The sequence below is a fragment of the Streptomyces sp. NPDC048441 genome, from assembly GCF_043200235.1.
In the GTDB taxonomy this organism is placed as follows: domain Bacteria; phylum Actinomycetota; class Actinomycetes; order Streptomycetales; family Streptomycetaceae; genus Streptomyces.
In genome coordinates, this window is the sequence record NZ_JBICXM010000004.1 from 53,350 (window position 1) to 68,184 (window position 14,835).

Sequence of the window (14,835 nt, forward strand, 5' to 3'; positions counted from 1 at the left end):
GGGGAAGCGTGGGATACGGGGACGCATGCACATCTCTTTCCTGATTCATAACGCGTACGGAATCGGCGGGACGATCCGGACGACGTACAACTTGGCGAACACACTCGCCGAGCAGCACGACGTCGAGATCGTGTCCGTCTTCCGGCACCGTGAGCACCCCGTTTTCACCCCTGATTCCCGCGTCAGGCTCAGCCACCTCGTCGACATGCGCAAGGACAGCCCGGAGTACGAGGGCGACAGGGCCGACGCCCTGCTGCCCGCACGTACGTTCCCCAGTGCGGAAGGGCGCTACGACCAGTACAGCGTCCTCACTGACCGGCGCATCGCCGAGCACCTCTCATCGGTCAGCGCCGATGTGGTCGTCGGGACGCGGCCAGGACTGAACGTGCACATCGCCCGCGAGGCCGCGCGCGGGCCGCTGCGCGTCGGCCAGGAGCACCTCACGCTCGACAGCCACTCCAAGGAACTGCGCCGCCAGCTGCGCAGCGTGTACCCCCGCCTCGACGTCCTGACCACGACCACCGAGGCCGACGCACGCGACTACCGCCGGATGATGCGGTTGCCCGGTGTCCATGTCCAGGCCGTGCCCAACTCCGTGCCCGCGCCGGGCGTCGAGCCCGCCGACGGCTCCCAGAAGTGGGTCGTCGCGGCCGGCAGGCTCGCCCCCGTCAAGCGCTACGACCTGCTGATCAGGGCCTTCGACAAGGTGCGCGCCGAGCGCCCCGACTGGCGGCTGCGGATCTACGGCGGCGGCAAGCAGAAGGACAAGCTGCGCGCCCTGATCGACGAGCTCGGCCTCTACAACCACGTCTTCCTGATGGGGCCCGCCCACCCCATCGAGTCCGAGTGGGCCAAGGGGTCCATAGCGGCCGTCACCTCCAGCCTCGAATCCTTCGGCATGACGATCGTCGAAGCGATGCGCTGCGGCCTGCCCGTCGTCGCCACCGACTGCCCGCACGGGCCCGGCGAGATCATCGACAACGGAGTCGACGGACGCCTCGTCGAGGTCGGCAACCCCGACGCGATAGCGGGCGGACTGCTCGAACTGATCAACAACGACTCGCTGCGGCACAAGATGGCGGGCGCCGCGCTCGAGGACTCCGAGCGCTTTGACCCGACCCGCATCGCCGAGCGCTACGACGAGATGTTCACCGGGATGCTCACCCGCGGCAGCTCCTTCGGCGGCCGGATGCGCGGCTCGCTGCACCGCACCCGCGGCGCGCTCCTCGGCGGCGCCTACGCCCTGCGGGACATCGGACATGGGGTACCGACCAGCGGCATATCGACGAAAGGAACCCCCGCATGACGGCCTTGGCCACCTCGGACGCCTCGCTGCCCTGTGACACCGGTGCCGCCGGTGCCGAGCAGGATGTCGCGGCGGCACCACGCGCCGACTGCATAGCCGACTCCGCGGGCGGGCTCACCTTCGACGTCACGGACCCGGGCGGCACGGGCACGGCCCACCTCCTGCTGCGCCGCCGCGACGCCGCATCCGCCGACGAGGACGTGCGCCTGCCGCTTTCCCCGGCCGTCGACGGCAGGCTGCGGGCCGCGCTGCCCAGCAGCGTCGAGCTCGCCGAGGGCCGCTGGAACGCCTACGCGCTGGTCGACGGCGGCCCGCCGCGCCGCCTCGCCCCCGGCGTGAACGACCTGCGCTCGCTGGTCGACCGCGCGCCGAGCGGCGCCCGCGGCCACATCGCCGTACGCATCCCGTACGCGACCAAGCAGGGCAACCTCTCCGTACGCAGCTGGCTGCGCGCCCCGCACGCGGAGATCGGCGAGCTCCGGATAGCGGGCACATCGGTGACCGTGCAAGGCCGTGTGTACGGCACCGCGGTGACCGGCGCCGGATACGCCGAGGCGTCCCGCCGTGCCGAGCCCGACCGGATCGTGCGGTCCGAACTGACCGCCGACGGCGTGGAGTTCAGCTTCGTCCTGCACTGCGGAGCACTCGCCGACGACGGCCCGGGACCCTGGGACCTCTGGCTGCGCCCGGTGGGGGAGAGCGGCCCGCGGATCCGCCTCGCCCGGCTCCTGGACGACGTGCCGGACAAGAAGCCGATCTTCACCTACCCGTCCGTGCGGCTGGAGACAGCGGCGCACGGGGCGCTCGACGCGGGGCCCTACTACACGAACGACAACGATCTCTCAGTGCGGATCCGCGAGGCTGACGTCATCGAGGACTGACGCCCACCGAAGACTGTCAAAGACTGGCGCGAAGACTGACGTCATCGCGGACCGTGGCTGTCCGCGACGCCGGGCACAATCGGCCCCATGTTGGAGACCTCCGCACGACTGCTCCGCCTGCTCTCGCTCTTGCAGGCCCACCGCGACTGGTCGGGCGCGGACCTGGCCGACCGGCTCGGCGTCACCCCGCGCACCGTTCGCCGTGACGTGGACCGGCTCCGGGAGCTCGGCTACCCGGTCAATGCCAGCCCCGGTACGGGCGGCGGCTACCAACTGGGCGCGGGCGCCGAGCTGCCGCCGCTGCTCCTGGACGACGACGAGGCGGTCGCCGTCGCCGTCGGCCTGCGCACCGCGGCCGGGCAGGGCATCGAGGGCATCGGCGAGACCTCCGTACGCGCTCTGACCAAGCTGGAACAGGTCCTGCCGAGCAGGCTGCGCCGCAGGGTCGGCGCCCTGACGGCCTTCACCGTGCCGATGCTCAGGACGCCGCAGCCGCAGACCGTCGACCCCTCCGTCCTGACCGAACTCGCCCACCTCTGCCGGGACTCGGAGCGCCTGCGCTTCGACTACCGCGACCACGGTGGCAGTTCGACCCGCCGCACCGTCGAACCGCACCGCCTCGTCTGCACCGAGCGCCGCTGGTACCTGGTCGCCTGGGACGTCGACCGCGACGACTGGCGTACGTTCCGCGCGGACCGCATCGTGCCGACGCCGCCGCACGGACCGCGCTTCGCGCCGCGCACCCCGCCCGCCGAGGATCTCGCCGCGTACGTCTCCAAGGGCGTCTCCACGCGTGCGTACGCCGCACACGCCGTGTTCCGGCTCCTGGTGCCCCTGGAGGTGGCGGCCCAGCGGGTCTCCCCGTCGGACGGCACGCTGGAGGCCGAGACCGAGGACACCTGCCTGCTGCGTACGGGCGCCCTGAGCATGGACGTCATGGTGATCCACGTACTCGTCATGGGCTTCGAGTTCCAGGTCGTCGAGCCCGCCGACTTCACCGAGCGGATCGGCTCGGCCCGGGATCTGCTGAGCCGGGCTCTGGATCGGGGTGTTCGGTCTGCGGATCCGGCGGCTGGATCGCCGCGTACCGCGGATGGTGCAGATCGAACGCCGGGGACTCGGAGCGGATCCGGGGCAGCGTGACGAAGTTGTGGCGCGGCGCGGGGCAGGCGGTGGCCCACTCCAGGGAGCGGCCGAAGCCCCAGGGGTCGTCGACGTCGACCTTCTTGCCGTACTTGGCGGTCTTCCAGACGTTGTAGAGGAACGGCAGTGTCGACATGCCGAGCAGGAACGCCCCGATGGACGAGATGGTGTTGAGCACCGTGAAGCCGTCCGCCGCCAGATAGTCCGCGTAACGCCGTGGCATACCCTCGGCGCCCAGCCAGTGCTGGACGAGGAACGTCGTGTGGAAGCCGACGAAGAGCGTCCAGAAGTGGATCTTGCCGAGCCGCTCGTCGAGCATCTTCCCGGTGAGCTTCGGCCACCAGAAGTAGAAGCCGCCGAAGGTCGCGAAGACGACGGTGCCGAACACGACGTAGTGGAAGTGCGCCACGACGAAGTACGAGTCGGTGACGTGGAAGTCGAGGGGCGGCGAGGCCAGGATGACGCCGGTGAGCCCGCCGAAGAGGAAGCTCACCAGGAAGCCGATCGCCCACAGCATCGGTGTCTCGAACGACAGGGAGCCCTTGAGCATCGTCCCGGTCCAGTTGAAGAACTTCACACCCGTGGGGACCGCGATCAGGAAGGACATGAAGGAGAAGAAGGGCAGCAGGACGGCGCCCGTCGCGAACATGTGGTGCGCCCACACGACGACCGAGAGCCCGGTGATGGCCATCGTGGCGCCGATCAGGGGCATATAGCCGAAGATCGGCTTCCTGCTGAACACCGGGATGATCTCGGAGATGATCCCGAAGAACGGCAGCGCGATGATGTAGACCTCCGGATGCCCGAAGAACCAGAAGAGGTGCTGCCACAGCAGCGCGCCTCCGTTCTCCGGGGCGAACACCATGGAGCCGAAGCGCCGGTCCGCCTCAAGGACGAGCAGTGCGGCGGCAAGCACGGGGAACGCGAGCAGGACCAGGATCGAAGTGAACAGCACATTCCAGGTGAAGACGGGCATCCGGAACATCGTCATCCCCGGCGCCCGCATCCCGATGATCGTCGTCAGGAAGTTCACCGAGCCGAGGATCGTGCCGAACCCGGAGAGCGCGAGCCCCATGATCCACAGATCGGCGCCGATCCCCGGTGACCGCTCCATGCTGTTGAGCGGCGCGTAGGCGAACCAGCCGAACGCGGCGGGACCGCTGGGCACCAGGAGCGAGCCGAACACCATCAGGGCGCCGAACAGGAACAGCCAGTACGACAGCATGTTGAGCCGCGGGAAGGCCACGTCGGGCGCGCCGATCTGCAGCGGCATGATCTCGTTGGCGAAGCCCGCGAAGGTCGGCGTCGCGAAGAGCAGCAGCATGATCGTGCCGTGCAGGGTGAACAGCTGGTTGAACTCGTTGTTCGTCATCAGCTGCAGCCCGGGGCGGGCGAGTTCGGCCCGCATCATCAGGGCCATCAGCCCCGCGGCGAGGAAGAACACGAACGATGTGATCAGGTACAGGTGACCGATCTTCTTGTGGTCGGTGGTGGTCAGCCAGTCCACGAGGATCCGGCCGGGGCTCTTCTGCCGGACCGGTGGAGCCGCCGCCTGTGCCGTCTCAGTCCCCATCACTCGCCCCTTCGCTGTCGCGCCCTGGGCCTGCTCGAAGCACCCGCCATGATGCTCGCGTCCCACCCGACTCCGACAGAGGGCGTACGCGCCTACTGTGCTGGAACGGTGAATTCCCTATGCGGCGTCACATGGCGTGGAGCGCCCGGGATTCGGCAGGATTCGAAAATGCGGAGAGTTTGAAAAGGTGCCCCGGTGGCCTTTCCACTGTGCTGTACCGGTTGTATCAGGATGCTCGCGCGGGGCTCACGGGAAATTCAGGAATCGCGCCGGGACATCTTCGGAACCGCCCGATCGTGTGACGGAGTTAAGGCGAAACGCGCGTCGTGATCCTGTGACAAAAGCGTGACCGGAGAGGGACCGGTGACCCATGGTGTCCGGCTATGGCCTTCCCCCGGCCGGGCCGCGCCGCCTAACGTGGCGGTCATGGCACCTATACCGACCCCTCCCGCCGAGCCCAAGGACACCCCTGACACCTACGTCGGCCTCGCCGCCGAAGGCGCCGAGCGGCAGGCCCGCGAGCGCGGCTGGTCCACTGTCAGGTCGCTGCAGCCCGGCGCGATCATCACCATGGAGTACCTCGCGGGGCGGCTCAACTTCGAGGTCAAGGAAGGCGTCGTGGCCCGCTGCTGGAAGGGCTGACCCAGCGCATCGCGAAGGCCCCGGTTCCGAGACGGAACCGGGGCCTTCGCGATGCGGGGGATGGGCTGTGCGTACCGACCCCCGCGGGTCTCACTGTCGGCGGGGTCAGCCCCCCGCCACCGGGCGGGCCGGTGCGGCGGCGCGTGAGGCGCGCTCGGAGTGCGGCGGGCGGCGGCTGCCCGCCGGGGTGACCGGGCTGCGCTCGGAGCGCGGTGTGTGCGGGCCCGGCGCGAGGTAGGCCGGGGCGCGGGCGGGGCGTGCGGCGCCGACCGGCTCGCGGACCGGGGGCTCGTCGGCCGGTGCGGCGGGCTGCGGAGCCGTCGCGGGAGCCGGGGCCGGGATGACCGGGGAGGCCAGACCGGCGCGGCGGGTGCGCCAGAGGTCCCGCAGGGCGAAGATCCAGCCTTCGACGCGGGTGAGCAGCGGCTCCACCCAGGGCAGCGCGAGCAGGACGAGCAGTCCGGCGGCCCAGCCGAGGAGGACATCGCTCAGCCAGTGCGTACCGAGATAGACGGTGGTCAGGCCGACGCTGAGGGAGACCACGGCCGAGAGCGCCGAGAGATAGCGGCGGGTGCGCGGGGTGGAGGCCATGTAGGCCAGGATTCCCCAGGTCACGACGGCGTTCGCGGTGTGGCCCGAAGGGAATATATCGCCGCCGAGCCCCATCTCGTGGGCGCCGATCGTGGTGGCGTAGTGCGGGCCGAGGCGGCCCATGCCGATTTTGGCGGCACCGACCGTGACGTTGAGCAGGAGCAGGGCGGCGCCGAACGTGAGGAGCGGGCGGATCGTGTGCTGACGCCAGGAGCGCCAGCCCAGCCAGGCCGCGACCATCACGGCGGTCGGGCCGCGCTGGCCGAGGACCACCCAGTAGTCGAGGAAGGCGTGGATCTCGGGCCACTGCTGGTAGGGCCGGAAGAACATGACCTGCCAGTCGAACCGCACGAGCCACGAAGTGGCGAGCACAGCGACCACGATGGCGAGGTAGAAGGCCAGGGTCGCGCTGAAGAGCACGATCCTGTGCCTGCTCATCCTCGGCACATCGAGGTCGGCGGGTCGTTCCGGCTCACGGTCTAGCCGGGCGAAGACCCGGTCCAGACGGGTGAGGTTTCGTTCGGTACGCACTCAATCGACGTTACAGCGAGTGAGTGCGTGACTAGGCCGAATCAGTGGCTTTGTGATGACGATGTGATGTGGCATTGATCTCAGACGGGGGTTTATTCCCCGCGTTTCCTTATTCGGCGATCAGGCCCTTACTCGCCCCTTACTCGTTCCCTACTTAATTCGTTGATCATTAGTGTGGACGTTTTATAGCGCTTATGAATTCGTTCACCGGGACCTGGCGCGGAATTTCCCCTCCGCTCACCGGGGGCTCCGGAAGTGATCATGGCGGACCCGAGCCGTTCAGCCAGAGCGCCCCGTACGCCGCGCTCGCCGCGGCCACGCTCCCGAGCACCAGCGCCGACCTGGACGTACGCAGCCGGGCGAGCGCCACCGCGATCGGCAGGAGCAGCGGGAAGGCGGGCAGCAGGAGGCGCGGCTTCGAGCCGAAGTAGCCCGCGGCGCAGAGTGCCAGCGCCACGACGATTCCGCAGTAGACGAGCAGCGGCAGCGGCTGCTTCTTCCGTACGCCGATGACGTACAGCCAGATCACCAGGGCGACCCCGACGATCAGGCCGACCCCGGCCAGGGCGGCAGGGAGGCCGGTGAACTTGTCGGCGACGAAACGGGCGAAGGCATAGCCGAAGTCGAAGCCGTTGCCCCAGCCCGCCTGGACGTCGAGATAGCCGAGGAGGCCGTTGCCGGTGCGGTGGCCGACCCACAGGACATAGCCCGCGGCGCCGAGCGGGGCGAGAACCACCCCGAGGATCATGCGCGAGGTGGCGTTCCGCTCCCGGTGGATGTGGACTGCCGCCGTCACCCAGAGTGCCGCGACGACCGCGGCGCCCACGGGCCGGGTGAGCCCCGCGAAGGAGGCGAGCACGCCCGCCCACACCCAGCGGCCGGTGAGCACCGCGTAGAGCGACCAGGCCGCGAGCGCGGTGAACAGGGACTCGCTGTACGCCATCGACTGCACGATCCCGACAGGGAGCACCGCCCACAGCGCGACCGCACAGATTCCCGCGCGTCGCCCATAGAGGTGATCGGCGATCGCGAAGATCCCCCCGGCCGCGCAGAGTGACGCGAGCCAGCTCACCACCAGTCCCGCATCGGCGTACGACAAGGGGCTGATCGCCGAGACGAGGCGCTCCAGCCAGGGCAGCAGCGGGAAGAACGCGAGGTTCGAGTGCACGCTGCCGTCCGGGAGCTTCACCTCCCAGCCGTAGCCGAACTCGGCGACACGGGTGTACCAGAGCGAGTCCCAGCGGGCGGTGAGCAGCGTGTGCGGGCTCTTTCCCGCCGCCGCGCTCCACACCGCGAGCACCGCCACACCCAGGGCGCGCACCCCGGCGTAGGCGAGGAGCGCGGGCGCGGCACGGCGCAGCAGAGCGCTCGCGCGGGTGCCGTGCGAGAGCGGCGGCAGGGGTTGATCAAGGTCGGTCACGGGGTCGATTATCGGCGCAGACGGGAACCGAGTGCCCGGCCGGGGGCGTGGTCCATGCGTGGGCGGCGTGGCGTATGCCACACCGTCTCGGCACAACCATGAGAGGTCCGCCACGCGCCACAGCCGTGAACTCGCGTACTCTGACGGCTCACTCGCCTATAGCCGCCGCCAGCTGGGAGATCACGTCCCGCGGGGCCGCCGATGCGAGGGATCACTGGGAGGTATCGCACATGTCGGGTTCGACCACGGCCACCGCTCCTTCCGGCCGTCGGGTACCCGGGTCTCAGGGTGGCGCCAACCGCTGGCTGGTGCTCGTCGTTCTCTGCGTCAGCCTGCTGCTCGTCGCCGTCGACGCCACAGTCCTGCACGTGGCGGTGCCCGCCGTCACGGAGGACCTGAAGCCCGGCGGCATCGAGCTGCTGTGGATCGTGGACGTCTATCCACTGGTCTGCGCCTCGCTGCTCATCCTCTTCGGCACGCTCGGTGACCGGGTGGGCCGCAGGAGGGTGCTCCTTCTCGGATACGCCCTCTTCGGCGTCGCCTCGGCCGTGGCGGCCATGGCGGACAACGCTCAGATCCTGATCGCGGCCCGCGCCCTGCTCGGCGTCGGCGGCGCGATGATCATGCCCGCGACCCTCTCGATCCTCCGCCAGGTCTTCCCCGACCGGCGTGAGCGAGCCGTCGCCATCGGTGTGTGGAGCGCGGTGGCCGGGATCGGCGCCGCGGGCGGACCCTTGCTCGGCGGTTTCCTGCTCGAGCACTTCTGGTGGGGTTCGGTCTTTCTCATAAACATCCCGTTGATGCTGGTCAGCCTGCCCATCGGGCGTCTGCTCCTCCCCGAGTCGACGGGCGACCGCAACGGGCCGTGGGACGTGGTCGGCGCGCTGATGGCCGCGGGCGGTCTCTTCGGCCTCGTGTTCGCGGTGAAGCGGGCGGGCGGCGGAGAGTCACCGTTCGGCATGACGACCCTCCTCTCCTTCTTCGTGGGCGGGGCCCTCCTGATCGGCTTCGTCCGCAGGCAGCGGCGGCGCAAGCATCCGCTCATAGACCTGTCGATGTTCGCGCGGCCCGCGTTCAGCACCTCGCTCGGCTGCATCGTCCTCGCGATGCTCGCCCTGGTGGGCCTCGAGCTGGTCGCCGCGCAGTATCTGCAGCTGGTGCTCGGGCTCTCCCCGCTGGAGACCGGGATGCGGCTCGTGCCGCTCACCGTCGCCGCGATGGCCGCGGGCCTCGCCGGATCGAAGCTGCTTCACCGCTTCGGCCCGCGCACGATGGTCGCCTTCGGCTTCAGCCTGACCGCGGTGGCCGTGGTGATCCTCACCGGGATGGGCGACAAGCTGAACGACCCGCTGATGGTGACCAGCTTCGTGCTCCTCGGCCTCGGCCTGCAGCTCACGCTCTTCGGTTCGTACGAGTCGATGCTCAGCGAGGCGCCTCCGTCGCAGGCGGGCGGTGCCGCCGCGATCGGCGAGACCTCGTACCAGCTGGGCGCGGGCATCGGCATCGCGCTGCTCGGCAGCGTCATGAACGCGGCGTACGCGCCGGGCCTCTCGTCCGTGCGGGGCGTGCCGGCCAAGGACAGTGCCGCCGCGAGCCACTCGCTCGGCGAGGCGTACGAGGTCGCGGGGCGGCTCGGCGGCGGAGCGGGGAGCGCCCTTCGGGACGCGGCCCGCGAGGCCTTCGTGCACGGGCTGCATGTGACGCTGCTCGTCAGCGCGGGGCTTTTGCTGCTCGGCGCGCTCATGGCGCTGAAGCTGCCGCGCACCATGGATTGCGCGGCGAAGCCTGAGCGGCCTGCAATGGCCGAGCGGTCCGAGCAGGGCGTACCGGCCCCCCGCGACGGGGCAGGAGTCCCCGCGGAGTCCGTCCGCTGACGCGCGTCCTGGCCTCCGGCCGGGGTGGCGCCCAGCACGCCCTTGTTCCTGCGGGACACTCCGTCGTAACGTCAGCGCGAACCGTAGCTAACTATCACCGCTAGTTTTCGTGTCGCCGGAGGCCCGCATGTCAGCAAGCGCCCGCACCCCTCTGCCGCCCTTCGACCCCACCGACCCCCTCGGCATCGACGACCTGCTCGACCCCGAGGACCTCGCGATCCGCGAGACCGTCAGGACCTGGGCGGCCGACCGCGTTCTGCCGCACATCGCCGACTGGTACGAGAAGGGCGAGCTGCCCGGCATCCGTGACCTGGCCCGCGAGCTCGGCTCCATCGGCGCCCTGGGGATGTCGCTCCAGGGCTACGGCTGTGCCGGCTCGAGCGCCGTCCAGTACGGGATCGCCTGCCTGGAGCTCGAGGCCGCCGACTCCGGCATCCGCTCACTCGTCTCCGTGCAGGGCTCCCTCGCCATGTACGCCATCCACCGCTTCGGCTCCGAGGAGCAGAAGCAGCGCTGGCTGCCGGGGATGGCGGCCGGGGAGATCATCGGCTGCTTCGGGCTCACCGAGCCCGACCACGGCTCCGACCCGGCGGCCATGCGTACGCACGCCAAGAAGGACGGCACCGACTGGGTGCTCACCGGACGCAAGATGTGGATCACCAACGGATCGGTGGCCGGTGTCGCCGTCGTCTGGGCGCAGACGGACGAGGGCATCCGCGGCTTCGTCGTCCCCACGGACAGCCCAGGATTCTCGGCCCCCGAGATCAAGCACAAGTGGTCGCTGCGTGCCAGCGTCACCAGTGAGCTGGTGATGGACGAGGTCAGGCTGCCCGCCGACGCGGTGCTTCCCGAGGTCACCGGGCTCAAGGGTCCGCTGAGCTGTCTCTCCCACGCGCGCTACGGCATCGTCTGGGGAGCCATGGGCGCCGCCCGCTCCTCCTTCGAGACCGCCGTCGACTACTCCAAGACCCGCGAGCAGTTCGGCAGGCCCATCGGCGGCTTCCAGCTCACCCAGGCCAAGCTCGCCGACATGGCGGTCGAGCTGCACAAGGGCATCCTGCTCGCCCACCACCTCGGCCGGCGTCTGGACGCGGGCAGGCTCCGCCCCGAGCAGGTCAGCTTCGGCAAGCTCAACAACGTACGAGAAGCGATCGAGATCTGCCGCACGTCCCGGACGATCCTGGGCGCGAACGGGATCTCGCTCGAGTACCCCGTGATGCGACATGCGACGAACCTCGAATCGGTGCTCACCTATGAGGGCACCGTCGAGATGCATCAACTCGTGCTGGGCAAGGCGCTCACCGGCCTTGACGCTTTCCGGTGAGCGGCCTCGCCCGCTAACTCTGGTTGAAGAAACCGTCCGCCGGACGGCTCGTGGCTTCCCCGTTGACGATCTGCGTGTCAGCGGGGGTGAGCAGGAAGACCCGCGTCGCCACGCGCTCGATGGAGCCACGCAGACCGAACGTCAGGCCCGCCGCGAAGTCCACGACGCGCTTGGCGTCGCCGGGCTCCATCGACGTGAGGTTGATGATGACCGGGACGCCGTCCCGGAAGAGCTCGCCGATGCCGCGCGCGTCCCGGAAGCTGTCCGGGGTCACGGTCCCGATCCGGCGCCCCTCCTCCTCGGCCGCCTCGGTCGCCACCCGGACCCGCGGGTCGGTGACCCAGGCTTCGCCGGGCCCTTCGGCCCCGTCGTCGTCATAGCCTTCGTAGTAACGCTCGTCGTTGTTGTTGTCGTCGACGAGGCCAAGCCAGGCACTCGCCTTGCGCACCGATCCCATGGACGCCTCCTCTCACAGCGGGCTTTCTGCGTTCCGCATCCCCATGTTCGTCCATGATGCGGATGGTGCGCCAAGTGAATAGTCGCCGCGCGGGGTTTTCGTGACGGTACTGGTGCAGAGTCAACACGCTGACTCACGTGATTCCTCAAGGGTCTTGCTGTGTACGGCTGCTGACAGTGAGTGAAATATGATTCTTCACGGCGTTTGGGTGACGACCGGTGCGTCTGGGTGAACGGACCCCTCGATACGATGCCCGAGTTGATCGGCGACAGGCTCACGGGGGAGTCGTATGTTCGGAATCGTCAGGCCGTGCAGTCATCGTCTCGGTGAAGGCCTCAAGACGCAATGGATGGCGCATTTGTGCGGGCTCTGCCTCGCGCTGCGCGGCGATCACGGGCAGCTGGCCCGCGTCGTGACCAACTATGACGGCCTGATCGTCTCGGTTCTGACGGAGGCTCAGGCCGCGAAGGCGACCGGCTGGCGGCGCACCGCGGGCCCCTGCCCGCTGCGCGGAATGCGGACCGCGTCCGTCGCCCAGGGCGAGGGAGCGCGGCTCGCGGCCGCGGTCTCGCTGGTCCTCGCGTCGGCGAAGGTGCGCGACCACGTCGTGGACGGGGACGGCCTCTTGGCGCGCAGGCCGGTGGCCGCCGCCGCGCGCAGGGTCGCGAAGAGCTGGGACCGGGCGGGCGCGCGCACCGGCGCTGACGTGGGCTTCGACACGGCGGTCCTGGTCGACGCCGTGGAACGGCAGATCGGCATCGAGACCTTGGCGGGCCCGGGAACCTCCCTGCTCACGGTCACCGAACCGACCGAGACCGCCACCGCGGCGGCCTTCGCGCACACCGCGCTCATCGCGGGCAGGCCGGGCAACGCCGAGCCGCTCGCCGAGGCGGGGCGCCTCTTCGGCAGGCTCGCGCATCTCCTGGATGCCGTGGAGGACAAGGAAGCTGACGCCGCGTCGGGTTCGTGGAACCCCCTGACGGCCACGGGCACCGGCCTCGTCGAAGCCCGGCGCCTCGCCGACGACGCACTGCACGGCATCCGCCTCGCACTGCGCGACGCCGAATTCACGGACGGCAAGCTGGCGCATGTGCTGCTCGCGCACGAGCTGGGGCGTTCGGTGGACCGCGCCTTCGGTACCGACGCCTGCGGGCACGCCCATGAGGTGACGGCTCATCAGGGGGGTTCGTTCGGGCCGCCGCAGGGAGGCAATCCCTACGGTCAGCAGGGCGGCCCGTACAGCGACTCGCAGAATCCGTACGGCGGCGGCAATCCGTACGGCGGCGGGGCGCCCGGAGCCCCCGGCGGTCCCGGTGGCTTCGGCGGCGGCCCCGCATTCGAGCCGCAGCCGCCGAAGCCGGGCAAACGTGGGTTCTGGGCGGGGTGCGCCGTCGCCATCGGGCTGTGCTGTACCTGCAAGGTGTGCTGTGCGGATTCATACGACGGCCCCTGGTCCCGCAAGAAGCGGGAGGGGTGCTGCAACAACTGCGATGACTGTGGCTGCTGCGGGATCTGCGAGTGCTGTCAGTGTTGTGACTGCGGGTTGTAGCAGCGCCCCGTAAGGGGCGCGGGGCCGTGTCGATGTGCGGCTCCGCCGCGTGGGCGCGACCAGCCACGATGCACCGGCAGGGAACAGATCAGTCCTCGATCTCCGGCGGGGAGATCCGGGACCGCTCGATCGCCGACCCTTGGGTGCCCCACTTCTTCAGGATGCGTTGATACGTGCCGTCCGCGATCAGCTGATTCACCGCTGCCTGGAAGGCAGGCGCAAGCTTCGTTCCCTTCTTGAAGGCGAAGCCGACGTCGAGGCGGTGGTACTCGCCCAGGAACTTCAGACCCTCCTGGTGGGCGACCGCGTAGCGCAGGCCGTTGATGGTGGACATCACCACATCGCTGCGGCCCTGCTGGAGCGAGCCCCAGATCGCGCCCTGCTCGGCGTACGTCTTCACGCTGTACGGCTTCTTGCCCGCGTCATCGCAGACGTGCTTGTTGTCCTCGAGGGAGACCTCGAAGGTGGTGCCGGCCCCGGTCGCCACGTTCAGGCCGCACAGCTGCTTGAAGTCGGTGACCTTCTTCAGTTTGCTGTCCTTGCGGACGGCGAAGCCCTGGCCGTCGTTGATGTACGTGACGAAGTCGATCGTCTTGCGCCGCTCCTCGGTCACGCCGAAGTTGCCGGTGCCGAGGTCGTACTTTCCGCTGTCCAGGGCGGGCAGGATCGCCTCGAAGCTCGCGGCCTCGCGCTTCAGCTTCAGGCCGAGCGCCTTGGCGACCGCCTCCGCGAAGTCGGCGTCCTGGCCGACGATCGTCTTGCCGTCCTCCAGGTAGGTGTTGCCGGGCGGGCTGCCGCCGACGGAGTTCGCGAGATTGAGGGTGCCGCGCTCACGTACGTCCGAGGGGAGCAGCTCCGCCGCCGCCTCGTTCTTCTTGACCGGGGCGACCACGTCCTGTGTGGGGATCTTGTCGCTCTTGCCCGCGGGTGCCGCGCCGCCCGTGGTGTCGGCGGAGTCGCCGGAGCCGCAGGCGGTGAGTGTGAGAGTGGCGGCGGTGATCAGGGCGAAGGCCGCCGGGATGCGACGGGCATGTGGATACGTGCTCATGGCGTGACGTTCTCCATCAGGCAGCAGGGCAGGGCGAAACGGACGTACGAAGAGGTGCGAGGGATGCGAGGGAGGGGTGCCGTCGCTCAGCGAGATGCGGCGGCGGCGGTGTACGCGTGTGAAGGCGAGGTCAACGGCGCATGGGCGCACGGGAGATGCGAGGCTGAAGAGACCCGGGAACGGAAGGGCTCAGCGCGCAGGGGGTCGGCTCAGAGAGTCGTCGAACACGACGCCGACCACACTCGACCGAAGTCGATGTGGGAGCGCGTGACCAGCCACTGCTGCGAATGCATGGGGCAAGTGGAGCAGGCATCCGTTTCCGCGTCAACTGTCATGAGACGTACGGCTCACATCCTGGACGGCCTTGACAGCGGGCCGAAACAGCCCCGTACTCTCAAGGCGGATCGTGCTGAGGGGCTCGGTCCGTGTGAAGGCACCACCCGTGTGCGATCTCCCGCCCTGCGTTTCGTGCCGAGTACTGCTCTGACTACTGGTC

General features: G+C 69.5%; 11 protein-coding genes and 1 pseudogene. 7 read left to right on the plus strand and 5 right to left on the minus strand.

Annotated features, from left to right (window positions below; genetic code table 11):
- The first annotated feature begins 25 nt into the window (after positions 1-25).
- From ACGFSB_RS11360 to ACGFSB_RS11370, 3 genes are all read left to right on the plus strand, one after another.
- Positions 26-1,306, plus strand: coding sequence for a glycosyltransferase family 4 protein (locus ACGFSB_RS11360; RefSeq protein ID WP_393397139.1), 1,281 nt, complete (start codon positions 26-28; stop codon positions 1,304-1,306).
- On the plus strand, positions 1,303-2,187 hold the full coding sequence (locus ACGFSB_RS11365; RefSeq protein WP_393397141.1) for a hypothetical protein: 885 nt from the start codon (positions 1,303-1,305) through the stop codon (positions 2,185-2,187). Before ACGFSB_RS11360 ends, ACGFSB_RS11365 begins: the two co-directional genes overlap by 4 nt.
- A gap of 87 nt (positions 2,188-2,274) precedes the next feature.
- The gene (locus tag ACGFSB_RS11370) at positions 2,275-3,330 is read left to right on the plus strand and encodes a helix-turn-helix transcriptional regulator (RefSeq protein ID WP_393397143.1); all 1,056 of its coding nucleotides are present in this window, start codon (positions 2,275-2,277) and stop codon (positions 3,328-3,330) included.
- A gap of 46 nt (positions 3,331-3,376) precedes the next feature.
- Here ACGFSB_RS11370 and ctaD read toward each other — a convergent pair.
- Positions 3,377-4,903: pseudogene (gene ctaD, locus ACGFSB_RS11375) on the minus strand (cytochrome c oxidase subunit I); the annotation flags it as partial.
- Positions 4,904-5,329: 426 nt separating this feature from the next.
- On the opposite strand from ctaD, the gene ACGFSB_RS11380 reads away from it, so the two are divergent.
- Positions 5,330-5,545: an I78 family peptidase inhibitor gene (locus ACGFSB_RS11380; RefSeq protein ID WP_393397145.1), complete on the plus strand. Its 216-nt coding sequence runs from the start codon at positions 5,330-5,332 to the stop codon at positions 5,543-5,545.
- Between the two features lie 105 nt (positions 5,546-5,650).
- On the opposite strand, the gene ACGFSB_RS11385 is transcribed toward ACGFSB_RS11380, so the two are convergent.
- Complete coding sequence (locus tag ACGFSB_RS11385) at positions 5,651-6,667, minus strand: phosphatase PAP2 family protein (RefSeq protein ID WP_393397146.1); 1,017 nt, start codon at positions 6,665-6,667, stop codon at positions 5,651-5,653.
- Between the two features lie 259 nt (positions 6,668-6,926).
- Entirely contained in the window at positions 6,927-8,087 is a 1,161-nt protein-coding gene (locus ACGFSB_RS11390) for a glycosyltransferase family 39 protein (protein WP_393397148.1), read from the minus strand.
- Between the two features lie 230 nt (positions 8,088-8,317).
- On the opposite strand from ACGFSB_RS11390, the gene ACGFSB_RS11395 reads away from it, so the two are divergent.
- Positions 8,318-9,961, plus strand: coding sequence for an MFS transporter (locus ACGFSB_RS11395; RefSeq protein WP_393397150.1), 1,644 nt, complete (start codon positions 8,318-8,320; stop codon positions 9,959-9,961).
- Positions 9,962-10,088: 127 nt separating this feature from the next.
- Positions 10,089-11,285 carry an acyl-CoA dehydrogenase family protein gene (locus ACGFSB_RS11400; RefSeq protein WP_393397152.1) on the plus strand — a complete coding sequence of 399 codons (1,197 nt, stop codon included), beginning with the start codon at positions 10,089-10,091 and terminating at the stop codon, positions 11,283-11,285.
- A gap of 13 nt (positions 11,286-11,298) precedes the next feature.
- Here the strand turns inward: ACGFSB_RS11400 and ACGFSB_RS11405 are convergent, their stop codons facing one another.
- A complete protein-coding gene (locus tag ACGFSB_RS11405) occupies positions 11,299-11,742 on the minus strand; it encodes a cell division protein SepF (RefSeq protein ID WP_393397154.1) in 444 nt (147 codons plus the stop codon).
- A gap of 289 nt (positions 11,743-12,031) precedes the next feature.
- On the opposite strand from ACGFSB_RS11405, the gene ACGFSB_RS11410 reads away from it, so the two are divergent.
- Positions 12,032-13,291 (plus strand): DUF5685 family protein, encoded by a 1,260-nt coding sequence (locus ACGFSB_RS11410; protein ID WP_393397156.1) that lies wholly within the window; start codon positions 12,032-12,034, stop codon positions 13,289-13,291.
- A gap of 88 nt (positions 13,292-13,379) precedes the next feature.
- Here ACGFSB_RS11410 and ACGFSB_RS11415 read toward each other — a convergent pair whose 3' ends face one another.
- Complete coding sequence (locus ACGFSB_RS11415; RefSeq protein ID WP_393397158.1) at positions 13,380-14,339, minus strand: transporter substrate-binding domain-containing protein; 960 nt, start codon at positions 14,337-14,339, stop codon at positions 13,380-13,382.
- Between the last annotated feature and the right edge of the window lie 496 nt (positions 14,340-14,835).

Coding starts and splice junctions, on each gene's coding strand:
- ACGFSB_RS11360 (WP_393397139.1), top strand. CDS start 26: ATGCACATCTCTTTCCTGATTCATAACGCGTACGGAATCGGCGGGACG.
- ACGFSB_RS11365 (WP_393397141.1), top strand. CDS start 1,303: ATGACGGCCTTGGCCACCTCGGACGCCTCGCTGCCCTGTGACACCGGT.
- ACGFSB_RS11370 (WP_393397143.1), top strand. CDS start 2,275: ATGTTGGAGACCTCCGCACGACTGCTCCGCCTGCTCTCGCTCTTGCAG.
- ACGFSB_RS11380 (WP_393397145.1), top strand. CDS start 5,330: ATGGCACCTATACCGACCCCTCCCGCCGAGCCCAAGGACACCCCTGAC.
- ACGFSB_RS11395 (WP_393397150.1), top strand. CDS start 8,318: ATGTCGGGTTCGACCACGGCCACCGCTCCTTCCGGCCGTCGGGTACCC.
- ACGFSB_RS11400 (WP_393397152.1), top strand. CDS start 10,089: ATGTCAGCAAGCGCCCGCACCCCTCTGCCGCCCTTCGACCCCACCGAC.
- ACGFSB_RS11405 (WP_393397154.1), bottom strand. CDS start 11,742: ATGGGATCGGTGCGCAAGGCGAGTGCCTGGCTTGGCCTCGTCGACGAC.
- ACGFSB_RS11410 (WP_393397156.1), top strand. CDS start 12,032: ATGTTCGGAATCGTCAGGCCGTGCAGTCATCGTCTCGGTGAAGGCCTC.
- ACGFSB_RS11415 (WP_393397158.1), bottom strand. CDS start 14,339: ATGAGCACGTATCCACATGCCCGTCGCATCCCGGCGGCCTTCGCCCTG.